Source organism: Rahnella sp. BIGb0603 (genome assembly GCF_024808755.1).
GTDB classification, from domain to species: Bacteria; Pseudomonadota; Gammaproteobacteria; order Enterobacterales; family Enterobacteriaceae; genus Rahnella; species Rahnella contaminans.
In genome coordinates this window covers 300,787-312,478 of sequence record NZ_JANUEX010000006.1, presented here as the reverse complement: position 1 = coordinate 312,478, position 11,692 = coordinate 300,787, and the positions used below count along the sequence as shown (strand labels likewise).

Genomic DNA, 11,692 nt, shown 5'->3' with positions numbered 1-11,692 from the left:
GGGTGGCCATCCCTGGCCTGTACTTCCGCCCATTTCAGGACGGTATCCGCCACAAAGGTGGGGAAATTGCTTTTCAACTCAACCGGGGTTTCCTGCCCCTGCCCAATGGCGATATCCGCCAAATTAAGCGCGGCGTCCATGTCGCCTACGTCAAAAAGCCAAATCACACACCATGCCAGGATCGGATTGCGGTAGACCTCCCCGCCATCCAGGTACTTTTCAACGGTGGGCATCCATTTTGGTAATAATTCATCACGCTTTAACGCCACCTTTTGCGCCAATGTCAGCCCGTGCAACATGTCCACATCGTTGGCCAGCGCCGCACTCAGAACGTGCAAGCTGTCTGCCCCTTCCAGTGCCTGGCGTTGCTTTAACTTCGTTTGCGCCGCAATGCGGGCACTGTGTCGCTGCGCGGGTGACAGGCTCATTTTTACTCTCCGCCTACGGGTTCGGATGGCTCGGCAACGGTGCCAATCGTCACGGCGGATTCATCAATCGCCGCATACAGCTCCATTTCTTCGACGGCGTAACCTTCGTTACGCAGGTACTTGTTTTCATACTGCTTACGGTCTTCAACAAATTCCGCTTTACGCTGGCGGGTATTACGCTGCGTATAGATATGCAGGTTGTTAAGCGTGGTCACCACCATGCGTTTGCCCGGCATAAATGGCGGGATAATCGCCTGACGGCCTGCAATGGAGTCCTGCAACATCTGCGCGGCGATTTTTTCGCTCGGACGATCAGCCGCCTGGTACAGGCGATACTGTTCAGCCGCCACCAGGTCAGAACCGACCAATACCACCAGACGCGGATCATTACGGAATTGCTGCGGAATTTTGGTGTTGATAAGGTCTGACGCCATCGCATCCAGTGACTTGTAATCACCGTTTTGATCCAGCGTGACCGCATCAGTCATGATTTGTTTGCCGTCTTTATATTTGCGAACAATTTCATGCCAACCAATATTCACATCTTCACCGTTCGGGTTTTTTTCGTAGTCAGTGGATGTCGCCACAGACTTACCGTTAAAGCCGATACGCAACATATCCAGGGCAAAGGTCTGCGTGGTAAATGCGGTCACCATCTGGAAAAATTCTTCCTCAGAACCCGCATTCGCCCAGATGGAAAGCAGATCCCAACGCAGTGCGGCGCACGAATCCGTTTCAACCAGCTTGTACTCATTACCCGAAACGCCAACGTTGCGACGAAAACGCCCGTCAGCAATACGGCCGGTATGCAGACCGGACGCGCCCACGCTGACAACCTGGCCAGAAAGCTGGTCAACATCGGCCACGGTGATCCAGTTCAGGAAATCCGAACTTTCCAGCAGCGCATCACGCAGCTGCGTTTCCTTCGGGTCAGACAGTGAGAAATAATTGCTTTCCTCGCCACCGTCCAGACCGTTAGCCGCCGCAAGTCCAGCGCCGAATTGCTTTAAAAAGCCACGCGCTTTTGCATTTAAAATCATTATTTATTCATCCTTAATCGCTATTCAGCGGTTAATGTTTTTCCCTGGCGAAAGCCTGATAAATGCTTACAAGAACTGGAACGGTTTACGTGAACCTTTCGGATTCTTATTCGGCAACGTGGTTACCTTTTTATCCAGCTTGCTAAATTTGCTGACGATATTTGGTAATTCATCGCGCAGGCGGGCAAATTCTTCCGTATCCACCACTTCTTTCACGGTTTCAACATCGCTTTGAATATCTTCAACCGTTGTATCCGTTGCTTCCGTTTTTGTTTCCAGCGCAGCAATACGAGTTTCCAAAGAAGCAACAACCTCGGCCAACGCTTGTAATTTATCGCCGTCCTGCGGTGTTTCATCCGGCGTTTGGGTTTCGTCTTCAATACTGAAAAGACTGCGCCATTTCGATTTATTCTTATCCTTCCCTGCCATGTTAATATCCTTGATTTCGTTTATTACCAGCGGCGTGCTATTACCAATAAAGTAATTGTCTTTCCGCTTATTAAATCGCATTCGCGTAGTGCCTACGCTTGCGGGTTCATCGGTGACGCCCAGCCCTTCCAGGTAGTAACGGCCAGTGCCGCGAAAGTTGCCATCAGGCGTTAATTCAACAGACGTGAATAAAAGCTTTCCGTTGCGGTTCGCCTGTACCAGGTCAGTGGAAGGACACAACCGCGCATAGAGCTTTACCAATCCAGAATCATCTTCGCTTGCCTCAACTTCCAGCACCTCACCGGCATTACCACACCAGCGCTCATGCTCAGGCCACAGCAGTGCGGTATACATATTTTTTGGGTCATACGTTTCCGCCGCGTCAATTAACATTTCCCTGGTTAAAAAACGCTTATCAACCGTTTCCCCTTCGGTTGCGATACAGAGCCAATTCGTCATTAAATGTGAATCTGACATACCGGAATTAACCTCCGTTGTTTCCGTGAATTGCAGTATCGCTAATAATTAACGCTCCCGCACCAAGATGATTTCGGATATAACCCTTTATCCGACCACATCAGATATTTAATTAACGAAATAGCTGAAACATCCCCGCATAATGACCCAATGGCTAAATACACAGACGAACTAAAAGACGTTGCACGCGCTTTATATTTGCGCCGCGCCACGCCAAAAGAAATTGCTCAGGATTTAAATCTGCCGAATGCGCGGATCATTTACTACTGGGCGGAAAAAGGGAATTGGGCTGATTTACTCAGCCACGAATCAACAGAGGAAGTCATTGAACGCCGTTACCAATTATTAGTTGGCCGGGATAAAAAAACAGAGCTGGAATTAAAAGAGATTGATGTACTGATTACGCACGCCGTGAAATTGCGTGCGCAGACAAATAAGCATAAAGAAAAGATGGCCGCCGCCAAATCTGGCAACCAGGGAGGATATGACAGCCAGGGCGGGAACGGTGACGGCACAGAGCCGGTGAAGAAGCGCAAATATAAGAAAAACGACATCTCCGGCATGACGCAGGAAGATTTTGACGCTTTCGCAGAGGAACATTTATTCGGCTATCAGAAGCACCTGCGTAACAACCTGGCACAGCAGATCAGGAACATCCTGAAAAGCCGCCAGATTGGTGCCACCTGGTACTTTGCGATTGAGGCACTTGAAAATGCGGTCATGACCGGCGACCCGCAAATTTTCCTTTCGGCATCAAAAGCCCAGGCGGAAGTATTCCGCTCTTACATCGTCAACATCGCAGAGCAGTATTTTGGTATCACGCTGACCGGCAATCCGATCAGACTAAGCAACGGCGCAGAGCTGCGCTTTCTGTCCACCAATAAAAACACCGCGCAGTCCTACAGCGGCCATTTGTACTGCGACGAATATTTTTGGGTGCCGAACTTCGCCAAACTTAACGAGGTGGCCAGCGCAATGGCCACGCACGATCACTGGCGAACCACCTACTTTTCAACGCCCAGCGCCAAGACGCACCAGGCATACCCTTTCTGGACAGGGGAAGAATGGAAGCGCGGCGATAAGAAGCGTGAAAAAGTCGCCTTTCCTGGCTTTGATGAAATGCGCGACGGCGGCCGACTCTGCCCGGATGGACAGTGGCGGTACATCATCACGATGGAAGACGCGATCAAGGGCGGCTTTAACCTCGCCAGCATCGAGAAGCTGCGTAACCGCTACAACCATGACACGTTCAACATGCTTTATATGTGCGTGTTCGTGGACAGTAAAGACAGCGTTTTCAAATTCAGTGACCTGGAAATCTGCGGCGTGGACGTGGCCGACTGGCAAGATCATGACACAAACGCCGAACGGCCTTTCGGCAACCGGGAAGTATGGGGAGGGTTTGATCCGGCGCGTTCCGGCGACACATCCACGTTTGCCATCGTTGCCCCGCCGCTTTACGCCGTCGAAAAATTCCGCGTGCTCTGCCTTTTTCACTGGAAAGGGATGAATTTCGCGTACCAGGCGGCACAAATCAAAAAGCTGTTCGGGAAGTACAACATGACTTACATCGGCGTGGACGTGACCGGCATTGGCCGGGGCGTGTTTGAGCTGATAGAACATTTCGCCCTGCGTGAGGCGGTGGCCATTCACTACGGCATGGAAACCAAAACAAGGCTGGTTTTAAAGATGATCGACGTTATCGGCGCAAAACGCCTGGAATGGAACAAAGACAACCGGGAAATTGCCGCGTCTTTCCTGTCCATTCGACACACCAGCACGGCCAGCGGCAACGCCATGACGTTCAAAGCCGATCGTACGGTTGAAACCGGCCATGCCGATGCTTTTTGGGCTATCGCGCACGCCATCATTAACGAGCCGATCAACTTTGAGCATAAGCGTAAATCTAAATGGAACTTAGGGAAAAAAGCAGCATGAGCAAACGCAAACCAGCCCGCCAGGCAAAGAAGGAACAGCCTGACCGCAGCAATAAAATGAGCATCATCAGCATGGGACGCCCGGAACCTATCCTGACTACCGGCACCAATTACCGGGATATCTGGTATGACAATGAATTCGATCACTACACCCTGCCGATTGACCGGCTGGCACTGGTTCAACTGACCAACCTCAACAGCCAGCACGGCGGCGTAATTTATGCCCGCCATAATATGGTGGCATCGGATTACCTGGGCGGCGGCCTGACGCATGAGCAGCTGCGCGGCGGCGTATTCGATTATTTATCCTGCGGTGACCTGGCCATTTTGAAAGTGCGTTCGGGATGGGGTGACGTGGTGGACTTGCTGCCGCTGCCGTCGCTGTATCTGCGCGTGCGTAAAACAGGTGAATTTGTGATTTTGCAGGACGGTGAACCGCTGGTGTACAGCCCGGATGATGTGGTTTTCATGAAACAGTACGATCCGCAGCAACAGATTTACGGCCTGCCGGATTACATTAGCGGCATTCACTCGGCATTGCTCAACAGTGAGGCAACCATTTTCCGCCGCCGCTACTACCATAACGGGGCGCACACTGGCGGCATCATTTATACCAATGACGCGAACATGACCGATGAAGTAGAAGAAGAAATTGCACAACGCCTGGAAAGCAGCAAGGGGATCGGCAACTTCTCCACCATATTTGTGAACATCCCCCAGGGCGGGGAAAAGGCGATCCAGTTTATTCCGGTGGGGGATATCGGGGCGAACGACGAATTCAACAACGTGAAGAACATCAGCGCACAGGATGTACTGAACGCCCACCGGTTCCCGGCTGGCCTGGCGGGCATTATTCCGCAAAATGCGGCCGGTTTACCCGACCCGGAAAAGTCCCGGACAACATACCGAAAGGATGAAGTGATCCCGTTGCAGCGCATGATCATGAATGCGGTCAACAGTGATCTGGAAATTCCGCCACACCTGCGGCTTAACTTTGCTTTTGACACAACATCAGAGGATGAAAAATGAGCCGCAACAGGCTAAAATCACGGGGTTATCACTTCCCCGGAGCCAACAAAATGCGCGTACCGACAGTTATTTGCCCCGAATGCGGCGCGAACTCAGTCATTAAGAAAACGGCACGCAAGCATCGGAAAATTTCAGACCTTTACTGTGCGTGCTCTGACTTCGAATGTGGCCATACGTTTGTAATGAATATGACGTTTTCCCACACCATCAGCCCAAGCGCAAAAAGCCAGGGTAGCTTACTGCGTGGCCTTGTGGATTCGCTGAAATCCGACGATAAGCAAATGTTGCTTTCGCTACTGCAACAAGCCTGAATCACTGCCCCCACTTTGGGGGTTTTTCTTTTCTCCCTGCCGCAGATTTTTCAACAACTCAGCATTCAACTCAGCTAACCAACCTAGTGCTAACGTTTTTTCTTCCTGATCACAGTCCCCAACAGCGACCAACCGCGAAAACAAAGCCATCCGTTGCACAGTGATTTCCTCAAAAAATAAATCCTGCATCCCCCAACCTCCCTAATCATTTACTGTATGAATGTACAGTATCGCAAAATGTTACAGAATAAAAGCAAACTGCGCGCGCTTTTGCGAGTTTTCAGCTTGCATTAAATTCCCAACGCCTCAAACGCCCGGTTAACGGCATCACTCTGATCGCCCTGCAAAACATGACCATCCGCGCATCCCCAGCACATGCCAGGGGAATCAAAGGACTCGTTTTCAGGCGTAATGACCTCCCCGCAATTCTTGTTCCTGCAATATTGCTTTCTCCGCCTCACCACCAGCCGGTTACCTTCTAATTGCATTTCTGTTTCCCGATCCAGCGGCACGATATTGCCCCTGGCCAATGCTTTGGCCATCTGGCCAGCATCCTGGGACTGAATACCGATGCCCTTTTTCAACTCGCTGATCGTACTTTGAGTACAGTTATTGACAGAACTCCAAGGGGCGGCGATGCCGCCAGGAAAAGCAGCCTCCGCTGCGCTATCGGCCAACTTCGGAACAATCGCCCACTTGACCAGGCGCGTTAATACCTCGGATTCCTGACCAGCTAACGGCGAATAAACCCCCTGAATACGCTGAACGGCTTCCCCGTATTCGTTGCCGCATTCGATGATTTCATACATCAGCCGCACAACCAGATCGCGACGAGCCACCAACGCACCGCCCTGCGCCTGGGTATAGGATGCCCAGCACCCTACATCGGCCGCAGCCAGCACCGCGTCCATAGATTTATTTTCCAGGGTGATATCACGCATACGGCGCAGCTCACGCCAGACCGTTACCGGCGCACCGCCGATTTGCTGAAACTGACGGATCCGCCAGCGGCTTGCCCAGGCAGATACCGCCTTGGACATGTCTTTCAGGTTTTCGCCGGTTTCTTCATCCGTTTCACCATCCAGGGCGTAACCGTCGATATTTTTAGAAATGTATTTAGCGATATACCCCGTAGCACTGCCCTTTTCTTCGTCGATAGGCTCAACGTGAAAACGCGCCTTTAGCGCGTATGCGGATTGCAGTTCTTCGGAGTCTTCAAGGCGGGCGTAATAACAGAGAATATCCCGCACCTCGGCCACGTCTGACGGCCGCATGAACAGCAACATATGCCAGTGCGGCGTCCCGTCGTGATGCGGTTCGACTACGCGAAAACCAAAGACATGGATCCCGGCACGGGAAAACGCAGCGCGGGCTTTTGCCCACACTCCGCAAAGGTATTTTTGTGTTTGCTGCGGGCTGGCCGCGTTCCACTGAGACACGAACCCGCCCTTGCTGTGCACGGCGTGATATTTCGACGGCGCGGTGATCGTGTAAAACTCTCCGGCCATCCCCATTTCAGTGGCCAAATCTTCAAACCCACGCATACGAACCATCAGTTCGCAGCGGCGTTTTGCTGGGTTGGCATTGCTGCCGTCCACCATCTCAGCCAGGGAAATACGCTCCCCAGTTTCCTGATTTTCTAAATCACACGATTTGAAAAACTCTCGGTTACGTTTCTTTTGCTCCACCCATTCCCCTTGCGTGGAACGGCTGACATACGCCGATGCCGCCTTTTGAACCTGGCCAACGGCAATGGCCATATGTTCACGCAGCAGATCACGGCTTCGTTTCAACTTACCGCGCCACCATTCCGGTGCCATCATCCGCAGCAAACCTGACTCAGCATTACGCGCCGTGAAGTTGTTGCCCGCTTTGAAAGAATGCCAATAAGGCGGCGTGATACTGAACTGGTTCACCAGCTCAGCCAAATGACGGTAAGCAGCTGTCGCACGCCACTCTAATTCTTCGGGTGATTTGGAATCTTCCAGGAAAGCCGTGCGGATAAAATCATTGAAGCACTCGGCCATAAAATCTGCGATACGGTGTGCCAGGTTGCGCACGTCGTCACGATCAAAGCCTGGGAGTTTTTCCATATCCTTGGCAAACGGGATATGCACCCCGCCCGCGCCCTGGAAATCCGTTGCGTACTGTTTGCGAACTTCGCGCAGACGTGGCAATACATTTTTACCCAACGTTGTGCGTAAAAATGTATTGGCACGGCGGCGGCCATTCTGGCCGCTCTCCATTAATTTGCTGTAACGATCGCCAAAATAGCGCGCCAAGTAACTTGGCATTTCTGCCAAATACTCAGTACGCCATGCGTGATCGTCTTTGTTGATATGCCATAACTGACGTTCGGTCAGGCTAATCCCAGCAGGTGCGCCAGGGGCAAACTGTTCTTGCTGCCACTGGCGGGTTTTATGATGCTGGCCGTTAACGAAAGATGCCATTCAACAATCCCACGCCACGGTTGCAATTACCTCCTGAGCAGATTTGATGCTGCCGGATGCCGCTCCAATACTGCGAGGCGCGGTGATTCTATTGATGGCAAAATCTTTATAGAGATAACGCACCATATCTGTATCACTGTTAGAAATGACTACCGGCACACCACGGCCAGCCAAACGGCGTGCGCTCCTGGCTAACCTGCCATGTTCTTCGTGCCCGAATCCGTCAGAGTGATAAGCGGTGAAATTAGCTGTTTCTGTGAGGTACGGCGGATCACAATAAACCACGTCCCCAGATTGCGCGGCTTTCAATGCCTCGCTGTAGTTCCCACAAAGGAACGTGGCCAGCTTGGCTTTTTCAGCGAATGCCAGAATTTCAGCTCTTGGAAAGTACGGCTTTTTGTATTTGCCGAAAGGAACGTTGAATTCGCCCCTTTTGTTGTACCGGCATAACCCGTTAAAACAGTGACGGTTGAGGTAGAGAAAAAGCGGGGCGCGGTCTTTATCACCGACCGGTTTTGAATTGAATGCAAAGCGTAAACGGTAATATTCAACCTCGGTATTTCCCGTTTCAAAAAGCGCCTCAGCCGCCTGGATAAACGCGGCCGGTTGCTCCGCAATCAGCTTGTACATATCGATCAGATCGCGGTTTGCATCAGCAATAAAGTAAGCCGGGTAATCCGTATTCATCATCACTGCGCAGGAACCTGCAAACGGCTCAACGAGTCGCTGACCGGCGGGTAAATGACGCTTCAATACTTCTATGATGCGAACCTTGGATCCCGCCCATTTCAAGACAGTTTTCATAGAGCACCGCCCTGGCCAGCACGGGCAAATTGTTCTGACTCCTGGCGTAACAGTTCAACGATTTCAGCAGCACTGAACCCTTCATTCACAATATGAGACGCCAGCCGATCAAGTCGGCCAGAATATTTCACGGCAGCATCAGCCATTGCCTCAGCGCGTGCGCCTTTAATCAATATTACGGTTTGGTCACAGGCAGCTTTTGCAGCATCCCATCCACACCATCGAACTGGAAATTGGTTGCGATCATTACGTTTCATCTGCATGGCATAACTCCAAATTTAGGCAGCAAGAAACCCCGGCAACCTGGCGGAAGCCGCGGGCGTTCGAAGGATTTAATTAATGAAAACTAAGCGGGGAAATCGTTGTTTCGTATTTTTTAGGCAGCGGTGCAAGCGGTGACAGGTTAAGCGCCCCCATGCCGTGCAGTTCCTTGGTCGTATCAAACCAGGTGCTGATCAGCGCATGAGCATGACCCTGCCCCAAAGAACCGGCCAAAAAATACAGGGCGCGAATGCTGGCCATTGTTTCGACTTGTTCGACCAACGTTTCAGACTCACGATAGGCACGAACCCAAAACGCAGCATTGGCCACAAACCATTGGTGCGGGTTATCAAGGTGAACCGTGTCATTGAACATGAAAGGCGTCAGCGCTACGCGGCCTTTTGCCACGTGGCATTTACTCAGGAATAAACGGCTGTAATTGAACTTAACGCCAAAAGCTGCGAATGATTCGATCAAACCAATTTCGTCTACGGTGATAATTTTCATACTTCCCTCAGTGCATTGGATTTGGAATTTTTTGTTCGTCAGCTCGACGGCTAACATTACAAACAACAACGCCTTTGAAATCTTCCGGCGTCAGCAAACGGGTTTGTTGCTGCATTTTTCTGACCTTCAAAACGCCCTGCCACAGCGCGATTTTTTCCGCCTCGATCAAATCGTCCCAGGCACATTTCACATGGCGGCTTTTCAACTGGGAAAGGAAACAGAGATCACGGCGTTCATCTTCTGGAAGATTTTCCCAATAATGCTTCACCCGGTTTTCACTGCCTGAAATCATCTTTCGGGCTTCACTAATCCATTTCGGCAATTGCTGTTCCACGCTTATCCCCTTAATTCCATCAGGCGGAACCACCAAGGGCGGCGCTTGATCTTCACCATCGGGTGACGGCAACCACTTAGAAACGACACTTTGCTTGCAGCCGGTTGCCAGCGCTGACCGTTTGGCAGTTCGAGCCAACCGTGGCCATAGCTTTGCAGTTGAGCCGTTGGCGATTGTTGCTTTAATAGTTGTGCGAAAACTTTCATCGAATAGCCTCAGTTCAGGCCTGGCATGACGCCGCACGAACTGATTACGTCCATTGCGGATGCCAGCACAGGCGTGGTGTGAAAACGCGACTCAACAGACACAACGAGCAAGGACAGATCGCGGATCGCCTGATTGGCTCGGTCTAAAATGGCGTTTCTACGTGATTGCGTCATAGGCGCGGGGGAAATGGCTTCACCAGCAATAACGCCGATTGCGGCCGTGGCACTTAAGGTGTGCATTGATAAATTATCTGGCTTCGCTTCATTCACCGGCACAGCAGGTAAACATTTCAGTTGTGCCAGCAAACCATCCAGAACTGCCGAATCATCAGTGATATCTGTCAGTAGTATCAGTTCGTTTACTGTTAACCGGTGCGGCTGGTCTGGATTCAGTTTATTGCGTAATACTTGGGCAGAGATACCGATAACCGCCGCTAACTCAGTAAGGTTATGAGCCAAAGAGAAACGGCGGCAAGCGGTGTCAAAATGCGGATGTATTGAAGTTTGGTAATCAAACATGGCTGTGACCTCAACGATATTGCAATATCGAACTAAGCAACCGAAAGGTCACATTCTGATAACGCATCTACTGTTAGAGCGGCGATATTAATCATCACTTTCTCGCGCTTCATGTCTTTGCGCAGGCGATGACGAGGCAGGCGCCCATCAGCAAGCATGTCGTTAATCGTATCCTCAGCTAAACCAGTGAGTTCGCTATAACGTTCAATTGTGACGTGAGGGGTGATCAGAGTGATTGAAATGTTAGGTCTCATGGGGCAACATCTCCCTTTGGCTTGTGGCGAGCCGTAATTAATAGTGATTACAAGTGAAGTTTCCCAAATCGAACTTCATGGCGAACATTAAGATCGCTTTGGGAATCTGTCAATTGATTTTTGTTCTTTGGAGCGAACTTGATGGATTTTAAAACAGGCGGGCAAAAGGTGATTTTGCGATTGGTCGAAGCTTATGGCTTTTCAACACGTCAGATGCTTTGTGACCACCTTGGAGTGTCAAAGAGCACTTTGGCTACACGCTTTATGAGGGATATTTTTCCAGCTGAGTGGGTAATTCAATGTGCTCTTGAAACAGGGGCGTCTTTGGGTTGGCTAGTATCTGGTGATGGCACCATGTTTAATGAAAAAAGTGATCTAATAAAATTATCTCAAAAGAAAATTCTAAGAGAGAAATTATATGATGCCGGTTACTGTGTATTCGATAAGGTATTTTTGCCGCAAAATTTAAGCGATCCATTTTTCCTACAAGATGGCAATTTTAAATATATTGCAGATCAGAAATTCGCAGAAGTAACAGATGGAAAATGGTTAGTTAACATTGATGGAAACTTGAGTGTCCGAAATCTTATCAAACTACCTGGGGATAATGTGCGTGTAGAAAGCAATACAGTTTCATTTGACTGCAAGTTAAGAGAGATTAATGTAGTTGCCTCTATAAGAAATATGACAACAGAATTATGAATAC

General features: G+C 50.4%; 16 protein-coding genes. 4 read left to right on the top strand and 12 right to left on the bottom strand.

What is annotated here, in order from left to right:
* The 3 genes from gpM to M2403_RS18130 all read right to left on the bottom strand — a co-directional run.
* Positions 1-428, bottom strand: a 428-nt coding sequence (gene gpM, locus M2403_RS18140) for a phage terminase small subunit (RefSeq protein WP_259230384.1), incomplete at its 3' end; no start/stop codon positions are given.
* 2 nt (positions 429-430) lie between these two features.
* Positions 431-1,468: a phage major capsid protein, P2 family gene (locus M2403_RS18135; RefSeq protein WP_259230383.1), complete on the bottom strand. Its 1,038-nt coding sequence runs from the start codon at positions 1,466-1,468 to the stop codon at positions 431-433.
* 66 nt (positions 1,469-1,534) lie between these two features.
* Complete coding sequence (locus M2403_RS18130) at positions 1,535-2,374, bottom strand: GPO family capsid scaffolding protein (protein WP_218522414.1); 840 nt, start codon at positions 2,372-2,374, stop codon at positions 1,535-1,537.
* A 150-nt stretch (positions 2,375-2,524) separates the two neighbouring features.
* Between M2403_RS18130 and M2403_RS18125 the strand changes: the two genes are divergently transcribed.
* The 3 genes from M2403_RS18125 to M2403_RS18115 are packed head-to-tail and all read left to right on the top strand — an operon-like array spanning position 2,525 to position 5,651.
* Complete coding sequence (locus M2403_RS18125) at positions 2,525-4,312, top strand: terminase large subunit domain-containing protein (RefSeq protein ID WP_259230382.1); 1,788 nt, start codon at positions 2,525-2,527, stop codon at positions 4,310-4,312.
* Positions 4,309-5,340, top strand: a complete 1,032-nt coding sequence (locus M2403_RS18120) for a phage portal protein (protein ID WP_259230381.1) — start codon at positions 4,309-4,311, stop codon at positions 5,338-5,340. Before M2403_RS18125 ends, M2403_RS18120 begins: the two co-directional genes overlap by 4 nt.
* The gene (locus tag M2403_RS18115) at positions 5,337-5,651 is read left to right on the top strand and encodes an ogr/Delta-like zinc finger family protein (RefSeq protein ID WP_259230380.1); all 315 of its coding nucleotides are present in this window, start codon (positions 5,337-5,339) and stop codon (positions 5,649-5,651) included. The genes M2403_RS18120 and M2403_RS18115 overlap by 4 nt, the downstream gene beginning before the upstream one ends.
* On the opposite strand, the gene M2403_RS18110 is transcribed toward M2403_RS18115, so the two are convergent.
* The 9 genes from M2403_RS18110 to M2403_RS18070 all read right to left on the bottom strand — a co-directional run bounded on the left by M2403_RS18110 (position 5,634) and on the right by M2403_RS18070 (position 10,986).
* Positions 5,634-5,840 (bottom strand): hypothetical protein, encoded by a 207-nt coding sequence (locus M2403_RS18110; RefSeq protein WP_259230378.1) that lies wholly within the window; start codon positions 5,838-5,840, stop codon positions 5,634-5,636. The genes M2403_RS18115 and M2403_RS18110 overlap by 18 nt on opposite strands.
* Positions 5,841-5,941: 101 nt before the next feature.
* Positions 5,942-8,101 (bottom strand): replication endonuclease, encoded by a 2,160-nt coding sequence (locus tag M2403_RS18105; protein ID WP_259230376.1) that lies wholly within the window; start codon positions 8,099-8,101, stop codon positions 5,942-5,944.
* Positions 8,102-8,905, bottom strand: coding sequence for a Dam family site-specific DNA-(adenine-N6)-methyltransferase (locus M2403_RS18100; protein WP_259230373.1), 804 nt, complete (start codon positions 8,903-8,905; stop codon positions 8,102-8,104). It lies immediately after the preceding gene.
* Positions 8,902-9,168 (bottom strand): DUF2732 domain-containing protein, encoded by a 267-nt coding sequence (locus tag M2403_RS18095; RefSeq protein WP_259230372.1) that lies wholly within the window; start codon positions 9,166-9,168, stop codon positions 8,902-8,904. Before M2403_RS18095 ends, M2403_RS18100 begins: the two co-directional genes overlap by 4 nt.
* Before the next feature lie 73 nt (positions 9,169-9,241).
* Positions 9,242-9,673: a hypothetical protein gene (locus M2403_RS18090; RefSeq protein WP_259230370.1), complete on the bottom strand. Its 432-nt coding sequence runs from the start codon at positions 9,671-9,673 to the stop codon at positions 9,242-9,244.
* A 7-nt stretch (positions 9,674-9,680) separates the two neighbouring features.
* Positions 9,681-10,007 carry a hypothetical protein gene (locus M2403_RS18085; RefSeq protein WP_259230369.1) on the bottom strand — a complete coding sequence of 109 codons (327 nt, stop codon included), beginning with the start codon at positions 10,005-10,007 and terminating at the stop codon, positions 9,681-9,683.
* Positions 10,008-10,009: 2 nt separating this feature from the next.
* Positions 10,010-10,213, bottom strand: coding sequence for a phage filamentation protein Fil family protein (locus M2403_RS18080; protein WP_259230368.1), 204 nt, complete (start codon positions 10,211-10,213; stop codon positions 10,010-10,012).
* Between the two features lie 9 nt (positions 10,214-10,222).
* Positions 10,223-10,732 carry a phage regulatory CII family protein gene (locus tag M2403_RS18075; RefSeq protein WP_259230367.1) on the bottom strand — a complete coding sequence of 170 codons (510 nt, stop codon included), beginning with the start codon at positions 10,730-10,732 and terminating at the stop codon, positions 10,223-10,225.
* A gap of 32 nt (positions 10,733-10,764) precedes the next feature.
* Positions 10,765-10,986, bottom strand: coding sequence for a regulator (locus M2403_RS18070; RefSeq protein WP_153375769.1), 222 nt, complete (start codon positions 10,984-10,986; stop codon positions 10,765-10,767).
* Between the two features lie 141 nt (positions 10,987-11,127).
* Between M2403_RS18070 and M2403_RS18065 the strand changes: the two genes are divergently transcribed.
* A complete protein-coding gene (locus M2403_RS18065; protein ID WP_259230366.1) occupies positions 11,128-11,688 on the top strand; it encodes a phage repressor protein CI in 561 nt (186 codons plus the stop codon).
* The last annotated feature ends 4 nt before the right edge of the window (positions 11,689-11,692 follow it).

Coding starts and splice junctions, on each gene's coding strand:
- M2403_RS18135 (WP_259230383.1), bottom strand. CDS start 1,468: ATGATTTTAAATGCAAAAGCGCGTGGCTTTTTAAAGCAATTCGGCGCT.
- M2403_RS18130 (WP_218522414.1), bottom strand. CDS start 2,374: ATGTCAGATTCACATTTAATGACGAATTGGCTCTGTATCGCAACCGAA.
- M2403_RS18125 (WP_259230382.1), top strand. CDS start 2,525: ATGGCTAAATACACAGACGAACTAAAAGACGTTGCACGCGCTTTATAT.
- M2403_RS18120 (WP_259230381.1), top strand. CDS start 4,309: ATGAGCAAACGCAAACCAGCCCGCCAGGCAAAGAAGGAACAGCCTGAC.
- M2403_RS18115 (WP_259230380.1), top strand. CDS start 5,337: ATGAGCCGCAACAGGCTAAAATCACGGGGTTATCACTTCCCCGGAGCC.
- M2403_RS18110 (WP_259230378.1), bottom strand. CDS start 5,840: ATGCAGGATTTATTTTTTGAGGAAATCACTGTGCAACGGATGGCTTTG.
- M2403_RS18105 (WP_259230376.1), bottom strand. CDS start 8,101: ATGGCATCTTTCGTTAACGGCCAGCATCATAAAACCCGCCAGTGGCAG.
- M2403_RS18100 (WP_259230373.1), bottom strand. CDS start 8,905: ATGAAAACTGTCTTGAAATGGGCGGGATCCAAGGTTCGCATCATAGAA.
- M2403_RS18095 (WP_259230372.1), bottom strand. CDS start 9,168: ATGCAGATGAAACGTAATGATCGCAACCAATTTCCAGTTCGATGGTGT.
- M2403_RS18090 (WP_259230370.1), bottom strand. CDS start 9,673: ATGAAAATTATCACCGTAGACGAAATTGGTTTGATCGAATCATTCGCA.
- M2403_RS18080 (WP_259230368.1), bottom strand. CDS start 10,213: ATGAAAGTTTTCGCACAACTATTAAAGCAACAATCGCCAACGGCTCAA.
- M2403_RS18075 (WP_259230367.1), bottom strand. CDS start 10,732: ATGTTTGATTACCAAACTTCAATACATCCGCATTTTGACACCGCTTGC.
- M2403_RS18070 (WP_153375769.1), bottom strand. CDS start 10,986: ATGAGACCTAACATTTCAATCACTCTGATCACCCCTCACGTCACAATT.
- M2403_RS18065 (WP_259230366.1), top strand. CDS start 11,128: ATGGATTTTAAAACAGGCGGGCAAAAGGTGATTTTGCGATTGGTCGAA.